This window comes from Curtobacterium sp. TC1 (assembly GCF_019844075.1).
Taxonomy (GTDB): Bacteria; Actinomycetota; Actinomycetes; order Actinomycetales; family Microbacteriaceae; genus Curtobacterium.
Genome location: NZ_CP081964.1, coordinates 3510069 through 3532339 on the forward strand (window position 1 = coordinate 3510069; position 22271 = coordinate 3532339).

The 22271-nt window shown below is 70.6% G+C and carries 22 protein-coding genes and 1 tRNA gene; 11 read left to right on the plus strand and 12 right to left on the minus strand.

Annotation, left to right across the window (positions count from 1 at the left end):
- Positions 1–84 precede the first annotated feature (84 nt).
- Entirely contained in the window at positions 85–1200 is a 1116-nt protein-coding gene (gene serC, locus KZI27_RS17825; RefSeq protein WP_123312026.1) for a phosphoserine transaminase, read from the plus strand.
- A 90-nt stretch (positions 1201–1290) separates the two neighbouring features.
- Here serC and KZI27_RS17830 read toward each other — a convergent pair whose 3' ends face one another.
- Entirely contained in the window at positions 1291–1998 is a 708-nt protein-coding gene (locus tag KZI27_RS17830) for a DUF3027 domain-containing protein (RefSeq protein ID WP_222658661.1), read from the minus strand.
- Between the two features lie 4 nt (positions 1999–2002).
- Positions 2003–2380 carry a cold-shock protein gene (locus KZI27_RS17835; protein ID WP_111085215.1) on the minus strand — a complete coding sequence of 126 codons (378 nt, stop codon included), beginning with the start codon at positions 2378–2380 and terminating at the stop codon, positions 2003–2005.
- Between the two features lie 109 nt (positions 2381–2489).
- On the opposite strand from KZI27_RS17835, the gene KZI27_RS17840 reads away from it, so the two are divergent.
- The 5 genes from KZI27_RS17840 (at position 2490) to KZI27_RS17860 (ending at position 8802) form a co-directional block, all read left to right on the plus strand.
- Positions 2490–2735, plus strand: coding sequence for a hypothetical protein (locus tag KZI27_RS17840; protein ID WP_148061738.1), 246 nt, complete (start codon positions 2490–2492; stop codon positions 2733–2735).
- A 28-nt stretch (positions 2736–2763) separates the two neighbouring features.
- Positions 2764–4527 (plus strand): helicase-associated domain-containing protein, encoded by a 1764-nt coding sequence (locus tag KZI27_RS17845; RefSeq protein ID WP_222658662.1) that lies wholly within the window; start codon positions 2764–2766, stop codon positions 4525–4527.
- Positions 4528–4575: 48 nt separating this feature from the next.
- Positions 4576–6273, plus strand: coding sequence for a DNA repair helicase XPB (locus KZI27_RS17850; protein WP_123312018.1), 1698 nt, complete (start codon positions 4576–4578; stop codon positions 6271–6273).
- A gap of 51 nt (positions 6274–6324) precedes the next feature.
- Positions 6325–7020 (plus strand): response regulator transcription factor, encoded by a 696-nt coding sequence (locus KZI27_RS17855; RefSeq protein WP_017888045.1) that lies wholly within the window; start codon positions 6325–6327, stop codon positions 7018–7020.
- Between the two features lie 63 nt (positions 7021–7083).
- Positions 7084–8802 carry a sensor histidine kinase gene (locus KZI27_RS17860; protein WP_222658663.1) on the plus strand — a complete coding sequence of 573 codons (1719 nt, stop codon included), beginning with the start codon at positions 7084–7086 and terminating at the stop codon, positions 8800–8802.
- A gap of 557 nt (positions 8803–9359) precedes the next feature.
- Here the strand turns inward: KZI27_RS17860 and groL are convergent.
- The 6 genes from groL to KZI27_RS17890 all read right to left on the minus strand — a co-directional run bounded on the left by groL (position 9360) and on the right by KZI27_RS17890 (position 14206).
- On the minus strand, positions 9360–10982 hold the full coding sequence (groL, locus tag KZI27_RS17865) for a chaperonin GroEL (protein WP_222658664.1): 1623 nt from the start codon (positions 10980–10982) through the stop codon (positions 9360–9362).
- A 260-nt stretch (positions 10983–11242) separates the two neighbouring features.
- Positions 11243–11446 carry a cold-shock protein gene (locus KZI27_RS17870; protein ID WP_111085222.1) on the minus strand — a complete coding sequence of 68 codons (204 nt, stop codon included), beginning with the start codon at positions 11444–11446 and terminating at the stop codon, positions 11243–11245.
- 181 nt (positions 11447–11627) lie between these two features.
- Positions 11628–12233, minus strand: a complete 606-nt coding sequence (locus KZI27_RS17875) for a LytR C-terminal domain-containing protein (RefSeq protein ID WP_222658665.1) — start codon at positions 12231–12233, stop codon at positions 11628–11630.
- Entirely contained in the window at positions 12230–12556 is a 327-nt protein-coding gene (locus KZI27_RS17880; protein WP_222658666.1) for a DUF3263 domain-containing protein, read from the minus strand. Before KZI27_RS17880 ends, KZI27_RS17875 begins: the two co-directional genes overlap by 4 nt.
- A 97-nt stretch (positions 12557–12653) precedes the next feature.
- Positions 12654–13733, minus strand: coding sequence for a DUF2332 family protein (locus tag KZI27_RS17885; RefSeq protein WP_222658667.1), 1080 nt, complete (start codon positions 13731–13733; stop codon positions 12654–12656).
- Complete coding sequence (locus tag KZI27_RS17890; RefSeq protein WP_222658668.1) at positions 13733–14206, minus strand: GNAT family N-acetyltransferase; 474 nt, start codon at positions 14204–14206, stop codon at positions 13733–13735. The genes KZI27_RS17885 and KZI27_RS17890 overlap by 1 nt, the downstream gene beginning before the upstream one ends.
- A 65-nt stretch (positions 14207–14271) precedes the next feature.
- Between KZI27_RS17890 and msrB the strand changes: the two genes are divergently transcribed.
- Both msrB and KZI27_RS17900 read left to right on the plus strand, forming a co-directional pair.
- On the plus strand, positions 14272–14679 hold the full coding sequence (gene msrB, locus KZI27_RS17895; protein ID WP_123312006.1) for a peptide-methionine (R)-S-oxide reductase MsrB: 408 nt from the start codon (positions 14272–14274) through the stop codon (positions 14677–14679).
- 37 nt (positions 14680–14716) lie between these two features.
- Positions 14717–14792, plus strand: a tRNA-Thr gene (locus tag KZI27_RS17900).
- A gap of 199 nt (positions 14793–14991) precedes the next feature.
- Here KZI27_RS17900 and KZI27_RS17905 read toward each other — a convergent pair.
- Both KZI27_RS17905 and KZI27_RS17910 read right to left on the minus strand, forming a co-directional pair.
- Entirely contained in the window at positions 14992–16023 is a 1032-nt protein-coding gene (locus tag KZI27_RS17905) for an aldo/keto reductase (protein ID WP_222658669.1), read from the minus strand.
- An 81-nt stretch (positions 16024–16104) separates the two neighbouring features.
- Positions 16105–16884, minus strand: coding sequence for an alpha/beta fold hydrolase (locus KZI27_RS17910; RefSeq protein ID WP_222658670.1), 780 nt, complete (start codon positions 16882–16884; stop codon positions 16105–16107).
- Between the two features lie 34 nt (positions 16885–16918).
- Here KZI27_RS17910 and KZI27_RS17915 point away from each other — a divergent pair, with 34 nt between their 5' ends.
- Positions 16919–17656, plus strand: coding sequence for an NAD(P)H-hydrate epimerase (locus tag KZI27_RS17915; RefSeq protein ID WP_222658671.1), 738 nt, complete (start codon positions 16919–16921; stop codon positions 17654–17656).
- An 11-nt stretch (positions 17657–17667) separates the two neighbouring features.
- Here KZI27_RS17915 and KZI27_RS17920 read toward each other — a convergent pair whose 3' ends face one another.
- The gene (locus KZI27_RS17920; protein ID WP_222658672.1) at positions 17668–18810 is read right to left on the minus strand and encodes a glycerol dehydrogenase; all 1143 of its coding nucleotides are present in this window, start codon (positions 18808–18810) and stop codon (positions 17668–17670) included.
- Positions 18811–18922: 112 nt separating this feature from the next.
- Between KZI27_RS17920 and KZI27_RS17925 the strand changes: the two genes are divergently transcribed.
- The gene (locus tag KZI27_RS17925) at positions 18923–19813 is read left to right on the plus strand and encodes a neutral zinc metallopeptidase (RefSeq protein WP_222658673.1); all 891 of its coding nucleotides are present in this window, start codon (positions 18923–18925) and stop codon (positions 19811–19813) included.
- 77 nt (positions 19814–19890) lie between these two features.
- Here KZI27_RS17925 and KZI27_RS17930 read toward each other — a convergent pair whose 3' ends face one another.
- Complete coding sequence (locus tag KZI27_RS17930) at positions 19891–20841, minus strand: DsbA family protein (RefSeq protein ID WP_222658674.1); 951 nt, start codon at positions 20839–20841, stop codon at positions 19891–19893.
- A gap of 264 nt (positions 20842–21105) precedes the next feature.
- Here KZI27_RS17930 and KZI27_RS17935 point away from each other — a divergent pair, with 264 nt between their 5' ends.
- Positions 21106–22206: an ABC transporter ATP-binding protein gene (locus KZI27_RS17935; protein ID WP_222658675.1), complete on the plus strand. Its 1101-nt coding sequence runs from the start codon at positions 21106–21108 to the stop codon at positions 22204–22206.
- Positions 22207–22271: the final 65 nt, after the last annotated feature.

The following is a 22271-nucleotide window of genomic DNA, read 5'->3' on the forward strand; positions in this document are numbered from 1 at the left end:
CGCCGCGGCCGCACCCCGTCGGGCAACCCCGTCCGGCCGGTACAGGCGCACCAGCACTGGGATCGCGCTCGGTAGGATCGCCGCATGGCAGACATCGTCATCCCCGCCGAACTCCTCCCCACCGACGGCCGCTTCGGCTGCGGACCGTCCAAGATCCGCGGCGCGCAGCTCGAGTCCCTCGTGACGCGCGGGGCCACGATCCTCGGCACGTCCCACCGTCAGAAGCCCGTGAAGGACCTGGTCGGCAGCGTCCGCTCCGGGCTCGCCGACCTGTTCCAGGTCCCCGAGGGCTACGAGGTCGTCCTCGGCAACGGCGGTTCGACCGCCTTCTGGGACGCCGCCGCGTTCGGCCTCATCGAACGCCGTGCGGAGAACCTGTCCTTCGGCGAGTTCGGGTCGAAGTTCGCCAAGGCGGCCGGCGCACCGTGGCTCGAGGCGCCGCACGTCGTCGAGGCCCCCGGCGGATCACTCGCCGCGCTCGAGCCGATCGACGGCGTCGACGTCTACGCCTACCCCCACAACGAGACCTCGACCGGCGTGATGGCCCCGGTCGTCCGCGCCGCCGGTGACGCCGGAGCGCTCACGGTCGTCGACGCCACGAGCGCCGCCGGTGGTGCCGCGTTCGACGTGGACGCCACCGACGTCTACTACTTCGCACCGCAGAAGAACTTCGCCTCCGACGGCGGCCTGTGGCTCGCGCTGTTCTCCCCCGCAGCGATCGAGCGCGTCGAGCGCATCGCGGCGAGCGGTCGGTACATCCCGGAGTTCCTGTCGCTCAAGAACGCCGTCGACAACTCGCGCCTGAACCAGACGCTCAACACCCCGGCGATCTCGACGCTGCTGCTGCTCGACGACCAGGTCCGGTGGATCAACGAGTCCGGCGGCCTGGCGTGGGCGGACACCCGCACGAAGACCTCGTCGTCGACGCTGTACGACTGGGCCGAGTCGGTCGACTACGCGACCCCGTTCGTCACCGATCCCGCAGCCCGCTCGCAGGTCGTCGCCACGATCGACCTCGACGACTCGATCGACGCCAAGGCCGTCGCCGCGACCCTGCGCGCGAACGGCATCGTCGACACCGAGCCGTACCGGAAGCTCGGCCGCAACCAGCTGCGCGTCGCGACGTTCACCGCGATCGACCCGGACGACGTCGCGAAGCTCGTGCAGGCGATCGACTTCACGGTCGACGCCCTGCGCTGACCCCACGCCCCGCCGTCCGGTCGACGGACACCTGGGAAACGACGAAGCACCACGGGAGACCGTGGTGCTTCGTCGTTCTGGTAGCGCGGGTCAGGAGCGGTGGAAGTCCGGGTCGATCTCGCCCGCGTCGAGCTGGTCGACCACGAGGTCGGCGTCCGGGTCGACCGGCCGCACGCGCTGGGCGCGGCGACGGCGGGGCGGCTGCGGAGCCTCGTCGACCGTTTCGTCGTCACCGTCGGAGGCGTCATCGTCGACCTCGGCGAGCGCGTCGACGTCCACACCCTCGATGTCGTCGTCGTCCGACTCGTCCAGGTCGTCCTCGTCGGCGTCGAAGTCGTCGTCGTCATCCGACTCGTCGTCGGCTTCGTCATCGTCCGCGTCGTCGTAGTCGGCGTCCTCGTCCGAGTCGTCGTCCGACTCGTCGTCGAAGTCGTCGTCCTCGTCGTCGTCATCCGAATCGTCGTCGGACTCCTCGTCCGACTCGTGGTCCTGCGCCGCCCGGTACTCGGCCAGTCGCTCGGACCACGGCACCCACTCCGGCGCCACGAGCGAGCCGTCGCCGGGCATCAGCTCGACCTCGAGCACGGTGGGGTCCTCGTCGCCGACCTTCGCGACGCTGACGGTCCAGCGCCAGCCGGGGTACCCCGGCATGCGGTTCGCGAAGAGGACGGAGACGACGCCGTCGCCCTCGTCCACGGTGCCGACGGGCGCGCCGATGCTCGACTCCGGGGTCACCTCGAGCAGCGCGGTCCGCGCCAGGTCGGTGTAGTCAACAGGTACTGCGTCGCTGTCTGTCATGGCGTCACGCCTCCAACTGGTCTGCGACGTGCCGCAGGATGGCGGCGAGTCGATCGCCGTTCTTCGGGTAGCGGCCGTGGCGGAGGTCTCCGCTGATCCGGTCGAGTTCCTTCACCAGGTCCTCGACGATCACGGCCATGTCGTCTGCGGAGCGACGGGTCATCCGCGACAACGACGGCTGCGGGTCGAGGAGCCGCACGGACAGTGCCTGCGACCCCTTCTTCCCCTGCACGACGCCGTACTCGAGCCGGGATCCCGCCTTCACGGTCACGACGCCGTCGGGCAGCGAGGAAGCGTGCAGGAACACCTGGTCGCCGTCGTCTCCGGTGATGAAGCCGAAGCCCTTGTCGTCGTCGTAGAACTTGACCTTGCCGGTGGGCATGCGTGGACTCCTCGAGGTCGTGGTACGGCCGTGGTGCGTCGGATATCCTGGGTCGATGGCCAATCCGACCCGATCAACCGGGAACCCGCAGGATTCCGCAGAACCCCCGGTGACGTTCAATCGTACCGAACGCGCTCTGGCGTTCATGGTCGGTGGCATCTTCATCGCTGCGTTCCTCTGCATGGCGGCGATGATCGTCATGTGGCTGACGGTCCCGAGCGCGCAGGGCTCCATGCCGTGGCCGGTGATCATGGCGATCCCGCTCGTCGGGTTCCCGATCGGCATGGTGCTGGTCTTCACGCTCCTCGGCATCACCTGGACGCGTCGCGCACGAGCCAACCGGACGGCTCGCTGACGTCCGCCCCGGACGCTGGCACCGGACGATGACGACCACCGCCGACCTGGCCGCCCGACTCCGGGCGTTGCCGGACGACTCCCTCGAACGACTCGTCGCTGCGCGGAGCCTGCCCCCGGCCGCCCTCGGCGAGACCGGTCCGCAACGGATCACCGACTTCTTCGACCTGGCCGAGGCGCTCCGCACCGACGACGCCGTCGACGCCGCGGTCGAGCACCTGCCCCGCGCCACCATCCTGGCGCTCCGTGACAGCGGGGACGCCGACAGCCTGGGTCCGGCGATCACGCTCGGCCTGGCCGACGAGGACGGCGCCGTCGACGACGCGGTCGCCGCACGCGTGGCCGCCCACCCCGACCTCGTGGCACTGGAACGGTCAGGAGGCCCGGATCGCCCCGACCGCGCTCCGCACGCCGACGACGTGGCCGGCCGGGACCGCGCACGCACCTCCGGCGCGGAGCAGGCGTTCTCGAGCATGACCGTGCTCGCCGAACTGCTGCGTGCGGTGGACGCCGGCTCGGTCCGCGAACTCGTCAAGGGCGGCATCGGCACGCCACTCGCCAAGGCCCTGGCCGAGCGCACCGGCACCGAGGCGGACGTCGTGCCCGGGAGGCTGGAACTGCTCGACCGCGTGGGCTTCGCGGACCCGGGCTCCGGCCGCTGGACGGTCACCGACGCCGGGCAGGCCTGGCTGGTCACCGACTGGCCGGACCGCTGGGCGACGCTCGTGTCGGCCTGGGCGGACACCCTCGGTACCGCGGTGCACGAGGTCCTCGCGCTCGCAGACGACGACCTGCGCGACCTCGTGGCGCTCGGACGCTGGGCGTACCCCGCGGGCTCCCGTTGGCTCGACGCCCTCCTGCTCGACGCCGCCGGTACCGCCGGGTCGCTCGGACTCGCGGTCGACGGCATCGTCACGAGCACCGGACGGGCGCTCCTGGACGGTGACGCCGGACCCGCGTCGGAGGACCTGCCCGGCACCGTCGACCAGGTGTACCTGCAGCACGACCTGACCGTGATCGCCCCCGGCCCCCTCGCACCGGTCGACGACGCCGCCCTGCGCACGGTCGCCGTGCTCGAAGCCCCCGGGTTGGCCGCCCGGTACCGGATCTCCGAGGACACCCTGCGCGCGGCGTTCCGTGCCGGGCACTCCCGCGACGACGTCCTGGCACTGCTCACCCGACTGTCGTCGACGGGTGTCCCGCAGCCGCTCGCCTACCTGGTCGACCAGGTCGCCGGACGCGACGGCAGCATCGTCGTCGACCGCGGCGAGGGTGGGGTCGGCGCCGTGGTGCGCGGCACCGCGGACCAGCTCGACCTCATCGGTGTCGACGCCGAACTCCGGCAGATGGCGTGGGAGCGCAGCGACCTGACGACGTTGACCACCCGCTACCCGGCGCACGTCGTGCACACCGCGCTCGAGGACCAGCGCTACCCGGCCGTGCTCGCGACCGGCGCCCGCCCCGAGACGCACCACGGGCCTCCCGGTCGGCGCAGCCCCACCGGACGCTCGCCGGAACAGGCGGCGCACGCACTCGTGGAACGACTCCGCCTGACCACCCAGCGTGGTGACGCCGAGCCGGAGCAAGAGTGGCTGGGACGGCAGATCGACCTGGCCGTGCGCGGGCGGACGCCGATCCGGCTCACGGTCCGCATGCCGGACGGGTCCGAGCGGCCGTTCTCGATCATCCCGACCTCCGTCGCGGCCGGCCGCGTCCGCGGCCGTGACACCAGCGTCGACGTCGAACGCACGTTGCCGTTGTCGCTCGTCGTGGCGGTCGAGAGCGACGCCTGAGGGGCGCGGTCACCCGAACGCAGGTGACGACGGCTAGGCTGGCAGGTCATGAACGGACCGCTGATCGTGCAGAGCGACCGCACCGTGCTCCTCGAGGTGGCTCACCCCGATGCCGAGGACGCACGCCACGAGCTCGCGGCCTTCGCCGAACTCGAACGTGCCCCCGAGCACGTGCACACCTACCGCATCACCCGCCTCGGCCTGTGGAACGCACGGGCCGCCGGACACGACGCCGAGGCGATGATCGCCACGCTCGAGCGGTTCGCCAAGTTCCCCGTCCCGCAGAGCGTCACGGTCGACATCCGTGACACGGTGTCGCGCTACGGGCGACTCGTCATCCGGCGGGAGGAGCGCGAGGACGCCCCGGTCATCGCGAACTCCCCCACCGAGGAACTCGAGCGCCTTCCCGTGCTGCTCCTCACCGCCGAGGACCCGTCCGTCCTGGCCGAGGTCATCCGGTCGAAACGGATCAAGCCGTTGCTCGGCGACATGCGGAGTCCCTCCGAGGTCGAGCTGCAGCCGTGGGCTCGCGGGCAGATCAAGCAGGAGCTCGTGAAGCTCGGCTGGCCGGCCGAGGACCTGGCGGGCTACACCCCCGGGCAGCCGCACCCGATCGACCTCGACACCGCCGAGTGGCACATGCGCCCGTACCAGGAGCAGGCCGTCGACACGTTCTTCGCGCAGGGCTCCGGTGTCGTCGTGCTGCCCTGTGGCGCCGGCAAGACCCTGGTCGGCGCCGGTGCGATGGCGACCGTCAAGGCGACCACGCTCATCCTCGTGACGAACACCGTGTCCGCACGGCAGTGGCGCAGCGAGCTCCTGAAGCGGACGACCCTGCAGCCGGAGGACATCGGCGAGTACTCGGGCAGCGTCAAGGAGATCCGGCCGGTCACGATCGCGACGTACCAGATCCTCACCGCCCGCCGGAAGGGCGAGTACACGCACCTGTCGCTGCTCGACGCCCTCGACTGGGGCCTCATCGTGTACGACGAGGTCCACCTGCTGCCGGCACCGGTCTTCAAGCTGACCGCGGACCTGCAGGCACGCCGTCGACTCGGCCTCACGGCGACCCTCGTGCGCGAGGACGGCCGCGAGGGCGACGTCTTCTCGCTCATCGGCCCGAAGCGCTACGACGCTCCGTGGAAAGAGATCGAGGCGCAGGGCTACATCTCCCCTGCCGAGTGCTACGAGGTGCGCATCGACCTGCCGCACCAGGAGCGCCTGGAGTACGCGGCCTCGAGCGACGACGAGCGCTACCGGCTCGCCGCCACCTCGCCCGCGAAGACCCCGGTCGTGCGGGAGCTCATCGAGAAGCACCGCGGAGAGCAGATCCTGGTGATCGGGCAGTACATCGACCAGCTCGACGAACTGGCCGCGTCGCTCGACGCGGCCGAGATCACCGGTGCGACCCCGGTCGACGAACGCGAGCGGCTGTACGACGCGTTCCGAGCCGGCGAGGTGGACGTGCTCGTCGTGTCGAAGGTCGCGAACTTCTCGATCGACCTGCCCGACGCCACCGTCGCGATCCAGGTCTCCGGTTCCTTCGGGTCACGGCAGGAGGAGGCGCAGCGCCTCGGACGACTGCTCCGTCCGAACAAGGACGGCCTGCCCGCGTCGTTCTACACGCTGGTCGCGCGGGACACCGTCGACCAGGACTTCGCGCAGAACCGGCAGCGGTTCCTCGCCGAGCAGGGGTACTCCTACACGATCCTGGATGCCGACCAGGTCCAGGCGCCCGTGGGCTGACGTACGCACCGCTCTCAGGAAACAATTAGGGAACGGTCAGAAGATAGGACCATGAGCGATGGCCCCAAGATCCTGATCGTCGACGACGAACCGAACATCCGCGACCTCCTGACGACCTCGTTGCGCTTCGCCGGGTTCGCCGTCCGTGCCGTCGGCAACGGCGCCCAGGCGATCTCGGCCGTGCTCGAGGAAGAACCCGACCTGATCATCCTCGACGTGATGCTCCCCGACATGAACGGCTTCGGCGTCACCAAGCGCCTCCGCTCGTCGGGCTACACCTCGCCGATCCTGTTCCTCACCGCGAAGGACGACACCGAGGACAAGATCACCGGCCTCACCGTCGGCGGCGACGACTACGTCACCAAGCCGTTCTCCCTCGACGAGATCGTCGCCCGCATCAAGGCCATCCTGCGGCGCACAATGAACGACGAGGAAGACGCGATCATCCGCGCCGGCGAGCTGACGATGGACCAGGACACGCACGAGGTCACCATCGGCGACGCGCAGATCGAGCTGTCGCCCACCGAGTTCAAGCTGCTCCGCTACCTCATGCTCAACCCCAACCGCGTGCTGTCGAAGGCGCAGATCCTCGACCACGTGTGGGAGTACGACTTCAACGGCGACGCCGGCATCGTCGAGTCCTACATCTCGTACCTGCGCCGCAAGCTCGACCAGTACTCGGCCGAGCCCATCATCCAGACCAAGCGCGGCTTCGGGTACATGCTGAAGGCGTCCAAGGCCTCGTAGCGTCCGTTCTTCACGGCGGCCGTCCGGTTTCACCGGGCGGCCGCTGTCTATCGTTGGGGCAGCATGCACACGCGAATGAGCCGCTGGTGGGACGGGATCTCCCTGCGCACCAAGATCACCGGGATCACGGTGCTCCTGGTGGCGCTCGGCCTGCTCGTCGCCGGGCTCGGCACGATGACCGTCCTGTCCACGTACCTGATGGCGCAGCTCGACAACAACGTCAAGGGCACGACGGAGCAACTCGAGGGCCAGAACATCAGCGACGGCGAGCAGTACTGCAAGCTGTCGGTCGTACTGTCGCAGAGCGCCTACGTCGCCGCGTACGACGCCGACGGCGACAAGATCTGCCAAACGAAGGCGTCGAGCCGTCCGGACATCCGCGAACTCGACTTCTCGGCAGCAGCGCAGAACGGCTCGCGCTTCTCGCTCTACGACAGCCAGCACAACCACGAATGGCGTGCCCAGGTCATCCCCGCATCGCTGCAGAACCAGACGAGCGGCTCCACCGAGACCGGCTTCGTGCTCGTCGCGGTGTCGAGCGCCGACACCGACCAGACGATCCTGCGGTTCACCGCGATCTTCCTGAGCTTCGGTGCCTCGGTGATCCTGCTCGGGGCGATGCTCACGCGGCTGCTCGTCACCGCCACGTTCGACCCGTTGCGGGACGTCGAGGACACCGCTGCGCGCTTCGCCGCCGGTGACTTCAACCAGCGCCTCGAAGCGGACACCCCGAACACCGAGGTCGGCCGGCTCAACCGGTCCCTCAACGTCATGCTCGAACGCATCGACACCGCGTTCGAGGACCGCCAGCGCACCATCGACCAGATGCGGCGGTTCGTCGGCGACGCCTCGCACGAACTCCGCACGCCGCTGGTGTCCCTGCGCGGGTACGCCGAGCTGTACCGGATGGGCGCCCTGCGCAAGGAAGAAGACGTCGCCCAGGCGATGGAGCGCATCGAGAAAGAGGCGAAGCGGATGGGTCTGCTCGTGCAGGACCTGCTCCAGCTCGCCCGCATCGACGAGTCGAAGCCGCTCGAGCTCGGGCCGGTCGACCTCGTCGCCATCGCACGCGACTCGGCGCTCGACACCATGGCGTCCAACCCGGACCGCGAGATCCAGGTGCTCGTCGAGGACGCCATGACGGGCGAGAGCGTGCCCCAGGCCGTGCGGCCGCCCTCGTCCTCGTCCTCGTCCTCGTCGTCGCTCTCGTCGGGCTCGTCGTCCGACACGGGCGAGGTCCCCCCGGCGTCGCCCACCTCGGCGAACACCACGGGCCCCATCGCGTTCTCGCGGCAGACGATCGCGCGTCTCCGTGCTCGTCGGACCCGGGCGATGGACATCGAGGCCGGTGCCGCCCCCACCGACGAGACGACACCGCTGCCCACGGTCGTGATGCCCAAGCGCCCGCCGATCGTCCTGGCGGAGGAGAACAAGATCCGCCAGATCGTGACGAACCTGATGGGCAACGCAATGCGGTTCACCGAACACGACGCCCCGATCGAGATCGGCGTCGGCGTGGACGACGACCGCGGCATGGCCCACATCGACGTCATCGACCACGGCGAGGGGATCCCCGCGCAGCTGCGCGACAAGATCTTCCAGCGGTTCTGGCGTGCCGACACCTCGCGCGCGCGGGACACCGGCGGCTCGGGGCTCGGACTCGCCATCGTGTCGGGCATCGTCGCGGCACACCACGGCTCGGTCGAGGTCTTCGACACCGAGGGCGGCGGCGCGACCTTCCGCGTCTGGCTGCCCCTGCTCCCTCGCGACTACGCCGCCTGACGCGGGGCGCGGCGCGGGTGCGCGCGCCGGCGCGCCCGCGCCCGCGCACCCGCGCCCGCGCGCCCGCGCCCGCGCCCGAGGTTCCAAAATCTCGGCATGTCGCGCCCCGTGGCGCTCGAGTTCGGAACCTCGGCGTTCAGCACACGGCGAGTCGTGGAACCCCGGCGCACCGAGTCCGCCGCGGACCCGTTCTGTCCGGAGCCGCGTCACACCGACCGGCGAGGCCGTCCATCGACGAGGAGCGGCACGAAGCCCTCGCCCGGACGGAGCATGCGCACGAGACGCCGGACCCGGCCACGGTCGGACGCAGCGACGGAGAACGACGCTGGACGGGCCTCCAGTCCGAACCGACCGACTCGGCGAGGTTCCACGACATGCCGCGCGTTGATCGCCGAGGTTCCGAACAACGGCGAACCCGGCCCCGAGATGCCGAGATTTCGGAACCTCACGGGGCGAGACGGGACGGGGCGGGACGGGACGGGACGGGCGCCCCACGCCCCCCGCACGCGGAAGGGCCCCGCACGCGCAGCGTGCGGGGCCCTTCCGGAACAGCGGACCTAGAAGTCCATGCCACCCGTCGGGTCGCCGACCGGAGCGGCCGCGGCACGCTCGGGCTTGTCGGCGACGACGACCTCGGTCGTCAGGAACAGACCGGCGATCGACGCAGCGTTCTGCAGCGCCGAGCGCGTGACCTTGGCCGGGTCGATGATGCCCGCGGCGATGAGGTCGACGTACTCGCCGGTCGCAGCGTTGAGGCCCCAGCCCGACTCGAGCTCGCGCACCTTGGCGGCGACGACACCCGGCTCGAGACCGGCGTTCAGCGCGATCTGCTTGAGCGGCGCGTCGATGGCCACGCGGACGATGTTCGCACCGGTCGCCTCGTCACCCTCGAGCTCGAGGGCCTCGAGTGCGACGGCACCGGCCTGGATGAGGGCGACGCCACCACCGGCGACGATGCCCTCTTCGACGGCAGCCTTCGCGTTGCGGACGGCGTCCTCGATGCGGTGCTTGCGCTCCTTGAGCTCGACCTCGGTCGCGGCACCCGCCTTGATGACGGCGACGCCACCGGCGAGCTTCGCCAGGCGCTCCTGGAGCTTCTCGCGGTCGTAGTCGGAGTCGGTCGCCTCGATCTCGGAGCGGATCTGGCGGACACGGCCGGCGATCTGCTCAGCGTCGCCGGCACCCTCGACGATCGTGGTCTCGTCCTTGGTGATGACGACCTTGCGGGCACGACCGAGCAGGTCGAGCGTCGCGTTCTCGAGCTTGAGGCCGACCTCTTCCGAGATGACCTGGCCACCGGTCAGGATCGCGATGTCCTGCAGCATGGCCTTGCGACGGTCGCCGAAGCCCGGGGCCTTGACGGCGACGGACTTGAAGATGCCGCGGATCTTGTTCACGACGAGCGTGGCCAGGGCCTCGCCGTCGACGTCCTCGGCGATGATCAGGAGCTGCTTGCCCGCCTGGATCACCTTGTCGACGACCGGCAGGAGGTCCTTGATGTTCGAGATCTTCGAGTTGACGATCAGGATGTAGGCGTCCTCGAAGACGGCTTCCTGACGCTCGGGGTCGGTGACGAAGTACTGCGACAGGTAGCCCTTGTCGAAGCGCATGCCCTCGGTCAGCTCGAGCTCGGTGCCGAAGGTGTTCGACTCCTCGACGGTGACGACACCTTCCTTGCCGACCTTGTCGATGGCCTCGGCGATGAGCGCGCCGATGGTCGGGTCTGCAGCCGAGATCGACGCGGTCGCGGCGATCTGGTCCTTGGTCTCGATGTCCTTCGCGTTGGCGAGGAGCTGGTCGGAGACGGCGGAGACGGCCTTCTCGATGCCGCGCTTGAGCGACACGGGGTCGGCGCCGGCGGCGACGTTGCGGAGGCCCTCGCGGACGAGTGCCTGGGCGAGGACGGTCGCGGTGGTCGTACCGTCACCGGCGACGTCGTCGGTCTTCTTGGCGACCTCCTTGACGAGCTCCGCACCGATCTTCTCGTACGGGTCGTCGAGCTCGATCTCCTTGGCGATGGAGACACCGTCGTTCGTGATCGTGGGGGCGCCCCACTTCTTCTCGAGGACGACGTTGCGGCCGCGCGGGCCGAGCGTCACCTTCACGGCGTCGGCCAGCTGGTTCAGGCCGCGCTCGAGGCCACGGCGGGCCTCCTCGTCGAAAGCAATGATCTTAGCCATGTGAGTTCTCGTCCCTCCCGGACGTCGTGGGGTCGTGCTGGCACTCAACGTGAGCGAGTGCCAACGCCGATTCTGGCACTCGCCCGGTGCGAGTGCAACACGATCCGGAGGCTCGTCACGTCTTCCCAGCACACGTTGCGCCAACAGCGCACTCCGACCACCGCCGCGGCCGCCCGCCACGCACGCCGAGCGGCGCGGCCCACGCACGACGAACGCGCCGCCCCTGACGGGACGGCGCGTTCACGATGCGTGTCGTGTGGTCAGGCCGGTCGGACTGCCTCCGCCTGCGGGCCCTTCGACCCAGTGCCGACGTCGAACACCACTGCCTGGCCCTCCTCGAGGACCTTGTAACCCGACATGTCGATGGCCGAGTAGTGCACGAACACGTCCTGGCCTCCTCCATCGACGGTGATGAAGCCGAAGCCCTTTTCAGCGTTGAACCACTTCACGGTTCCGTTGGCCATGATCTCTTGCTCCCTGGTACTGCCGTGCGAACGACGTGTTCGTCGTCTGCAAGGGACTCTGCTGGAAGCACGCCGATCAGGCAAGAGGTGTGACGTTGTTTCACGTCGATTCCGACAGAAATCAACGTGCCCGAAACACGACCGTCACAAATGCGGACGGAACGGGCCCGCGGAATGCGGATCAGCCGGTGTAGTCGGCCCCGAGCACGACGCTCACATCGGCGTTCGGGAACGCTGCCGACTGCTGCACGGCGGTGACCCCGAGCTGCTTCGCGATGCCCTGCGCGACGGCCGCCTGCGCGGCCTGCTGGTAGTACACGATCGTCGAGGTCGACCCGGTCGTGCCGGCGTCCCCGGTCGAGGCGACCTGCCAGCCGGCGCCGGTCAGCGTGGCGCTGGCGCGGGCGGCGAGACCGGTGGTCGTCGTGCCGTTCAGGACGACGACGGTCGTGGTCCCCTGCTGCGCCGGCGTGGCCGCGGCCGCTCCGGAACCGGCATCCGCACCGGCCGACGAGGAGGCCGAGGGCTTCGAGGTGGCGGACGCGGACGGCTTCGCCGTGGCCGACGAGCTCGTCGACGCCGAGGGCGAGTCCGACCCGCTGAACGAGTAGCTGCCGTTCAGGAGTGCGAGGACGAGCACGCCGATGCCGACGAGCACGCCGGTGGCGAGTGCCGCCCAGGCGAACGCGATCCAGCCACGGCCGCGGCGCTGGGCACCGCGGTGTGCGCCGACCCGGGGGCCGTCGGCGACGTCGTCGAACCGGTCACGGGGGAATCTGGTGCTCATCGTTCCTCTTCACGTCCTTCGGGAGCGCCGCCGGGCGCGACGAAGCTGCGCGTCGCCCGGGCGCTGGTGCGCGCGTGCCGGAGCCGCTGCAGCCTGGTGACGAGCTGCGGGTCGTACGCGAGTGCCGCGGGCGAGTCGATCACGCGGTTCAGCACCTGGTAGTAGCGCGCCGGCGACATCTCGAACTCGACCCGGATCTCCGCTTCCTTCGTGCGGTCGTGCCGTGCCCGGTCGTGCTCGAACGACAGCACACGCTGTGCGAGCTCGCTGAGCTGGTCAGCGCTGAGCTCGTCAGCGCGGCGCTCGTCGGTGGGGCTGGTCACGGCGGTTCCGATCACGTGTCGGGGAACGGGTCTCGCACATCGTAGGGGCGGAGAGCATCCGGACCCTGGCACGGCGCTGGACTGTCGCGAACACCGGTCACAGGTTCGGGTCGCGGAACCAGCGCACCCGGGTGCCGAACGGGTCCGAGACGGCGACCGCGGTGCCGTCGATCGAGGCCGTGGCGAAGGCGTCCGGATCCGCGGGGTCGACGTCGTCGGGCACCGTCGCCGCGACACCGCTCAGGATCCCGGTGCGTTCGAGCGCGATCCAGTGCACACCGCGTTCGCGGACGCGGTCCACGAACCGCTGGCGCTCGGCACCCGGCACGTAGACCAGGGTCCCGGTGGTCAGGACGACGGGCTCCACGTCGTCCGGCAGGGCGTCCAGTGCACGGTCGAGGTCACCTGGCAGCGTGCCGACGAGCCGGACGGGAGGCGCGGCGAGCGTCGCGCGCGCCGCCTCGCGCATCAGGGCGATCCGGTCCGTCGCCTCGGGCGGGACGGCCTCGACCAACCGGTCGAACGCGCCCGGTGCGGCGAGGTCGATCGGGTTCGGGTCGAGCGCGACCCGCGCGCCGATCGAGATCGGCCTGCTCGCCGGAGCGGGCACGTCGCCGGTGACGTCGACGACCAGTCCGATCGACGGGTCCTCCGGCGCCGTGTGCATCCGGACGAGCTCGGTGCGCACCCCGCCGTGGTCGTCGCGCCCCGAGGAGTCGGGGCGCGACGACCGCACCGGGGCGCGATCCGCCGGCACCCGGGACTCCGACGTCCGGTGGTCGAGGGTCACCCGGTCCGGGATCGAGCAGAGCCCCGCCGCGGCGCCGGCGTCGACCACCCCGAGCGGCCGCGGTGCCCGCTCGGCGAGCGCCGCGAACAGCGGGACGACGGGACCGAGCCGTCGCGGGTCGTTGGCCTGCACCGTGGCGGAGGCGAGGGCCGTGACCAGGGCGGGGCGGGCCTCCCGTCCGATCGCGCGCAGCGCACCGGGGTCCGACGGGTCCGCGCCCAGCCGCCGCGCGACGGCGAAGAACAGCTCCGGCTGCCGCTGCTGCTCGGGGACCTCGGCGAGGAGCGCGACGAGCGCTGGGTCGAGCGACCGTGCCCATGCGGCGTACGTCGGCGAGACCGCCTCGATGCGGTCGGCGTAGGCGGCGTACCGAGCCCGTGTGTCCATCAGCGCCCGGGGCGGTGCATGCCGACGTGGCGGATGCCGGCTTCGTCGTACGGCTCCCCGAACCGGACGAAGCCGTACCGCTCGTACAGGGCCGCGACGTACTCCTGGGCGTGCAGGACGAACGGGTCGTGCCCGTGTCGGTCGAGGACGGCGGCGACGAGCCGTCCGGCCACGCCCTGTCCACGGTGCTCCGGGTGGGTGGCGACCCGGCCGATCACCCACGCCGGCGGTTCGGTGCCGTCCGGGTGGACCTCGTCCGCCGCCGGACGGATGAGGCGCAGGTACCCAACCGCATCGGTGTCGGTACCGAACCACCAGTGCTCGGTCTCGGGCTCGCGGTCACGGCCGTCGAAGTCCTCGGCCGTCACCCGTTGTTCGAGTGCGAAGACGCGGTTCCGGAGCACCACGATGCCGTACAGTTCGTCCGTCGTCAGACGGGTCCAGCGGGCGTGGCGCACGGAATGCTCGGACATCGTCGCGAGTTTACTGAAGTGGTCGGGAGTGCCCGGAAGAACCCGACCGGAAGCAGGAGGAACCAATGGCATACAACGTCGACAAGTCCGACGCCCAGTGGCGCGAGGAGCTCTCCCCGGACCAGTACGCCGTCCTGCGTCAGGCGGGGACCGAGCGGCCGTGGACCGGTGAACTCCTCGACGAGGAGCGTGCCGGCGTCTACACCTGTGCGGCCTGCAACGCAGAGCTGTTCAAGAGCGGCACGAAGTTCGACTCCGGCTGCGGCTGGCCGTCGTTCTACGAGTCGGTGAACCCCGACGCCGTGCAGCTGATCGACGACAAGTCGCTCGGCATGGTGCGCACCGAGGTCCGTTGCGCGAACTGCGGCTCGCACCTGGGCCACGTGTTCCCCGACGGCTTCGGCACCCCCACCGGCGACCGGTACTGCATGAACTCGATCTCGCTGAACTTCTCGGAGAAGTCCGGCGAGTGAGCGTCCGACGCCCTCACCGGTAGGATGAGCGGCGTCAGCCGGCATGGCGCAATTGGTAGCGCACCGTACTTGTAATACGGGGGTTGCGGGTTCAAGTCCCGCTGCCGGCCCCACGACCGCCGTCCGGCGGAGCGATGCCCCGGGTGATCACTCACCCGGGGCATCGGCGCGTGTGGAACACGGATCAGGGAGTGTTCCGGGCGCTCGACGCGGTAACCAGCCGGTCGTGCGACGAGGATGACACCTCACCGAACCGTGCGTCCACACCCGGACCCCACATCAGCGCGAATCCGCACGAACGTGCACGGATCTTCAGCGTCCGCCGGTGATCTTGCGCTCCCGCTGAGCGACGCCGGCGGTGCCGTACGGGTAGTCGTCGATGCGTGGTGCGCTGGCGTCGGTGAGCTGCGTGAGCTCCGCCTCGGTCAGCACGAGGTCGGCCGCACCGAGGTTGTCCTCGAGCTGCGACACCGTCCGGGCGCCGAGGATCACGCTCGTCACCGCCGGCCGGGCGAGCAGCCAGGCGAGGGCGACCTGCGACCGTGAGGCGCCGTGCGCATCGGCGACCGCGGACACCGCGTCGAGGACGGCCCAGGTGCGCTCGTCGCCGTTCCGCGCTTCCCACGCCTCCATGCCGCGCGACGGGTTCTCGCCGAGTCGGGTGGAGCCGGTGGGTGCTTCGTCGCGCTGGTACTTGCCGGACAGCCAGCCGCCGGCCAGGGGCGACCAGGGCAGCAGACCGATCCCGGCGTCGAGGCTGGCGGGGACGATCTCGTGCTCGATGTCGCGGACGAGCAGGTTGTACTGCGGCTGCAGGGTGACCGGCGGCGCCCAGCCGTGCGCCTTCGCCTCGTAGACGGCCTTGGTGATCTGGTAGCCGAGGTAGTTCGAGAACCCGTAGGACCCGATCTTGCCCGCGGAGACGGCGTCGTCGAGGAAGCGCAGGGTCTCCTCGATCGGCGTCAGGGCGTCCCACGCGTGCATCTGGTACAGGTCGATGTGGTCGACCCCGAGGCGCTCGAGCGAGGCGTCGAGGGCGACCCGGAGGTGCCGGCGCGACAGGCCGACGTCGTTCGGGCCGCCCCCCTGCGGGAAGCGGCCCTTGGTGGCGAGGACGACCTGCTGCGCCTCGGTGGGGTGTGCCGCCAGCCAGCGACCGATGATCCGCTCGGACTCGTTGCCCGAGTAGACGTCGGCCGTGTCGATCAGGGTGCCGCCGGCCGCGACGAACGTGTCGATGATGGTGTGGGAGGTGGGTTCGTCGGCTTCACTGCCGAACGTCATGGTGCCGAGGGTCAGCGTCGACACCGATGTCCCGCTGTTGCCGAGGAGTCTGTAGTCCATGGCCGGGACGGTACGCGCGACGCCCTCCGTCAGCGAGGACCTGGCAGTACCCGTCAGCGCGACGCGGACAACGCGCGCCGGTCAGGAACGCAGGAACGCCAGCGCCGCTTCGCGGAACGCCCGCGAGGTCGGCGCGTTGAAGTGGTTGCGCCCGGGGATCTCGAAGAACGACGCGTCCGGAGCTGCCTGCGCCAACCGCACGGCGCTGTCGCGGATGCCGTCCTCGCTGCCGGCCGCCATCAGGATCGGCTGCGCGGGGGCGTTGTCGGGAGTGGGCTCGATGCTGTTCCGCATCCCCTCGACCATCGCCACGAGCGCTGCGAGGTCGTTCCCCTCGACGTTGCCGGCCATGGTCAGGTAGCCGTTCGTCACGCGGTCCTCGATCGGCGTGCCGTCCGCCAGGTTCGCCTTCGCCTGGTCGACCCGCACGCGGCGCATCGGGTCGGCGTCCGGGATGCCGTCGAACACCGCGCGGGTGATGCGGTCCGGCAACCGTTCGGCGGTGTGCCAGCCGACGCGTGCGCCGAGCGAGTACCCGAGGAACGCGACCTCGTCGAGCAGGTACGTGTCGATGACGGTGGTGACGTCCGCGACGAGCAGGTCCATCGAGTACGCGCCGGGGTCGCGCGGCTTCGCGCTCGCACCGTGCCCGCGCTGGTCGAACGCCAGCACGCGGTAGCCGGCGCGGACGAGGTCGCGGGTCCAGCCGGAGGCGTGCCAGTTCAGCACCGCGCCGGAGGCGAACCCGTGCACCGCGACGACGGCGGGGGCGTCGGGATCGCCGAAGTCGTAGGTCGCGAGCCGGAGGCCGTCGGGCGACATCACGATGCGGGGACGGGGCGCTTCGGGGACGAGTGACATGTCCCCTCCAGGGTAGCGGGGCACTGTGGTCGCCATGGACGGCTACGGCGGTGACCAGATCCGAGCGGCGGAGCGGCCGCACCTCGACGCGGGCGAGCCGCTGATGCAGCGGGCGGCCGACGGGCTGGCACGCATCGTCGGCGACCTGCTCGACGACCCGGCCGTCCGGCCGGGCGACGGACCAGGGTCCGTCCTGCTGCTGGTGGGCAGTGGCGACAACGGCGGTGACGCCCTGTTCGCGGGTGCACGGCTGGCGGCTGCCGGGAGGCACGTGGCGGTCCTGCGCGTCGGCTCACGAGTGCACGATGCGGGCCTGGCAGCGGCGCTGGACGGCGGAGCGCGCCTGCTGGACGGTCCGTCCGGTCCACGTGCCGGCGGTGTGCCGGCGCACGACGGCGACCGCCTGGCCGCGGTCGCGACCGACGCGGCGCTCGAGGCCGACCTGGTGCTGGACGCGATCCTCGGGATCGGGGTGCAGGGGCCGGCAGCGCTCCGCTCCCCCGCCCGCGAGGTCGTCGACGCGATCCGCGAGCTCGCCCGCGACCAGCGCGCACCGTTCGTCGTCGCCGTCGACGTGCCGAGCGGCATCGACGTCGACACCGGCGGGATCGCGGACGACCACGTGCTGCACGCCGACGTCACCGCCACGTTCGGCGGGGTGAAGGCCGGGTTGCTGATGGGGCCGGCCGCCACCCTCGCTGGACGGATCGAGCTCGTGGACGTCGGGATCGGCACGGACCTGGCGACGGTGGAGCCGCTGGTCCGCACCTGATCCCGATCCGATCAGTGGTGCTGGTAGAGCACCGGCTCCGGCAGGCCGTGCTCGGCGCGGATGCTGCGCGCGATGCCCTCGATGGCGATGAGGGCGTCGACCACGAGCTCCGGCGTGACCGGGAACGGCATGTTGTGGATGGTCTCGCCCTCCACCGTCGCGGCCTCGGCCACGGCGCGGAGCTCCGTCGTGTCGTCGACGGTCAGACCGATCTCGGTGAGGGTGTTCGGCAGACCGACCTTCGTGGTGAAGACGACGAAGTCCTCGATCTCCTCGGCGGGCGCGCCCTCGAGCACGAGCTGCGCGATCGTGCCGATGTTGACCTTCTGGCCGTGCGCCAGGCCGTGCGCCTGCGGAGCCGCGGTCAGTCCGTTGTGGATGGCGTGCGCCGCCGCGAGCCCGCCGGACTCGAACCCGAGGCCCGACAGCAGGGTGTTCGCCTCGACGACCTTCTCGAGCGCGGGCGTGACGACCTTGGCCTGCACTGCCTCGATGGCCTGCAGGGCGTTCTCGTGCAGCAGCTTCCAGGACAGCTCGGCGAGCGCGACGCCGGTCTCGGTCTGCAGGCCGCCGGCCATGGTGTCGGCGTTCGCACGCTTGGCGGCGCGGGCCTCGACCCAGGTGGCCAGGGCGTCGCCGATGCCGGCGACCAGGAACTGGACGGGCGCGTTCGCGACGAGCTTCGTGTCGATGAGCACGAGGTCGGGGTTGTGGGGGAAGAACCGGTACTCGATGAACTCGCCGGCCTCGGAGTAGATCACCGCGAGGGCCGACGTCGGGGCATCGGTCGACGCCGCGGTCGGCACACTGGCCCAGCGGATGCCGGCGAGGTGCCCGGAGGCCTTGGCTGCGTCGATCGCGGATCCGCCGCCGAGTCCGACGATGACGTCGGCGTCCGTCGAGCGGATCTGCTCGACCAGGGCGTCGACCGCCTCCGGGGTGGCGAACCGGCCGAACCCGACACGCTCGACCCGCAGGTCCGCGGTCCGGAAGCTCTCCGTCACCGCGGACTCGACGATGCCCCACACCACGTCGTCGGCGACGATCAGGGGGCGCTTGCCGATGGGGGCGACGAACTCGCCGACGCGGGTGATCGCGTCCTTGCCCTGCACGTAGCGGGCGGGGCTCATCACGGTGCTGATGGGAGTGGCCATGGTTGCGGTTCCTTCCGGTTGTACGACACGTGTCGGGGTCGCCGACGTCCTCGACGGTACGCGCGGGGCATGCGTGCGGCGTGCGAGTCCCGCGGGCCGTACATTCGGGGGCATGACGTTCAACGACGACTCGCGACTCTCCGGCGGCCGAGTGAAGCGCCGGGGCCGGACCGCCGCGGTCGGCGGAGGCGCGGTCGGCGTCACGGCCATCGTCGTGTTCCTGATCGCCCAGTTCACGGGCTTCGACCTGAGCGGGTTCGTCGGCGGGGACGGCACGACACAGATCCAGCAGCAGGGCGAGACGGTCGACGCCGCGCCGGAGTGCCGCACCGGCCGTGACGCCAACCTGCAGGTCGAGTGCCGGATGGAGGGGGCTGCCGAGTCCCTCGACGGCTACTGGACCGCCGAGGCCCGGACGCTCGGCATCTCGTACACGGCACCGGACTTCTTCCTCTTCGACGGCTCGACCGACACGTCGTGCGGCCAGGCGTCGGCCGCCACCGGACCCTTCTACTGCCCGCCGGACCGCGCGATCTACCTCGACACCGCCTTCTACGACGACCTGCAGTCGACGTACGGGTCGTCGGGCGGGCCGCTCGCGCAGATGTACGTCGTCGCGCACGAGTGGGGCCACCACATCCAGCAGCTGCAGGGCGCGTTCGCCAGCACGGACCGCTCGGGCACCGGGGCGTCGTCCGGCAGTGTCCGCGTCGAGCTGCAGGCGGATTGCTACGCCGGCGCCTGGGTCGGCGACGCGGCGAACACCGAGGACGCGGACGGCGAGACCTTCTTCGAACCGATCAGCCGGGCCGAGATCGCCGATGCGCTGTCCGCCGCGAGTGCCGTGGGCGACGACAGCATCCAGGAGCGCTCGAGCGGCCGGGTCGACCCGGACTCGTTCACGCACGGTTCGAGCGAGCAGCGTCAGCGCTGGTTCGTCCGCGGCTACCAGCAGGGCGCGACGAGCTGCGACACGTTGAGCGTCCCCGGTTCGTCCCTGTAGGCAGTGGACTCGACCACGGACGAAACGGGAGGCCCGGTGCCAGCTGGCACCGGGCCTCCCGTCCGTCGGTCAGCGCGTCAGCGCTTGGTCGGTGTGGGCGTCGGCGTCGCACTCCGCGTGCGCGAGGGCGTCGCGCTCGGCGTGGGGGTCGGGGTGGGCGTCGCCTCGGTGGCACCGGCGGCGGTGACCACGAAGGTGCGGAAGTCGTCGTTCGTGATCGGCGACGTGAGCTCGTACTGCTGCCCGTTGACGAGCACCAGCGGCGTGCCGGGGAACTCGCTCAGCGACGAACCGGGGATGTCGCCGCCGGACACCGCGGTCGTCTGCTCGTCGACCCACTTGCTGTAGTCCTGGTCGGCGATGCAGCTCGTGACGGCCCTGCGGTCCTGCAGACCGGAGACCCCGGTGACGACCTTGGTGAGCTGCGCATCGGTGAGGCCGGGTGTGCCCTCTTCCGGCTGCTCGGCGTAGAGCGCCTTGTTGACCGCGTAGAACTGGTCCGGCGAGTGCTCGGCGACGCAGGCGGCGGCGTTCGCGGCGCGCAGCGAGTACTTCGTGCCCTGCGACCGGTTCGACAGGATCGCGAGGGGGTGGATGTCGACGGTGGCGGCGCCGGAGTCGACCAGGCTCTCGATGTAGTCGCCGTTGGCCTGCTCGAACGCGCCGCACGTCGGGCAGAGGTAGTCGACGTACAGCGTGATGCGCACCGTGCCGGCACCGGCAGTCGCCGAAGCACTCGGCGACGCGCTGCTCGACGCGGTCACCGGCTTCAGGCCCTCGCCGAGGGTGATGCCACCCTGCGACATGGTCGACGGCCCGGGGCCTGCGGGCTTCACGGAGTCCACCAGGACGAGCGTGACGATGGTGGCCGCTGCGAGCAGCACCACACCGAGTCCGATCTGGAGTCCGAGCCTGGTCCCGCGCTGGCGGCGCTTCTGCTGTGTCCTGTGGCGCTGCGCTCGCTGTCGGGCGGCTTCGCGGCGCTCGTTCCGCGCGGCGCGGGCGTCACCCTCGGGGCGGTTGGTCATCGGTGCGTCGTCCTCCTGATCGGCGTCCGCACGACCTACCCCCGCTCGGCGGACGGACCCGGCGATTGTAGTGGGCCGCTCTGGGAACCACCCAACCACGCTCTGGGAACCGACCGGCCAGGTGGAAAACAGTGGCGCACCCGCGAGAACTCGTGTTGTATGAACCTCGATGGTCGACGACGACCATCCGGGGCCCTCGCGGGCTGACCGCTTCACTCGGATCGTCCGGCACGTACCTGCCGGTGAAGAAAGGACCGAACGCTCATGGCGTCCGTCACCTATGACAAGGCAACCCGTCTCTACCCCGGAGGCACCCGCCCCGCGGTCGACTCCCTCGACCTGGACGTCGCCGACGGCGAGTTCCTCGTCCTCGTCGGCCCCTCGGGTTGCGGCAAGTCCACCTCGCTCCGCATGCTGGCCGGCCTCGAAGAGGTCAACTCCGGTCAGATCCGCATCGGCGACCGCGACGTCACGGACGTCCCGCCGAAGGACCGCGACATCGCGATGGTGTTCCAGAACTACGCGCTCTACCCGCACATGACCGTCGCCGAGAACATGGGCTTCGCGCTCAAGATCGCCGGTGTCGGCAAGGACGAGCGCGCCACCCGCGTGCAGGAAGCCGCCAAGCTCCTCGACCTCGAGGACTACCTCGGCCGCAAGCCGAAGGCGCTCTCCGGTGGTCAGCGTCAGCGCGTCGCGATGGGCCGTGCGATCGTCCGTCAGCCGCAGGTGTTCCTCATGGACGAGCCGCTGTCGAACCTCGACGCCAAGCTCCGCGTCCAGACCCGTACGCAGATCGCGTCGCTCCAGCGTCGTCTCGGTGTCACCACGGTCTACGTCACGCACGACCAGACCGAGGCGCTGACCATGGGCGACCGCATCGCGGTCCTCAAGGACGGCATCCTGCAGCAGGTCGGCACGCCCCGCGACCTGTACGAGAAGCCGAACAACGTCTTCGTCGCGGGCTTCATCGGCTCGCCGGCGATGAACCTGCTGCCGGCCGACGTCGTCGAGGGCGGCATCAAGTTCGGCACGCTCAACCACGCGATCGACCGCGACACGCTCTCCAACGCGCGTTCCGGCCAGATCACGGTGGGCATCCGCCCCGAGGACGTCGTCGTGGCGCAGTCGGGCGAGGGCCTGCCCGTCACGGTCGACGTGGTCGAGGAACTCGGCGCCGACGGCTACCTCTACGGTCACGCCGACGTCAAGGGCACGCGCGTCGACATCGTCGCCCGCGTGGACGGCCGTTCGCACCCGTCGATCGGCGACACCATCGTGGTGACGCCGAAGTCGGGCCACGTGCACGCCTTCGACACCGAGTCGGGCGAGCGCCTGGACGACAAGGCCGTCGTCAGCGCGTAACCGAAGCGCACTCCCCGAGAGCCCGCGCCGCCTCACAAGGGCGGGTCGCGGGCTCTCGGCTGTCC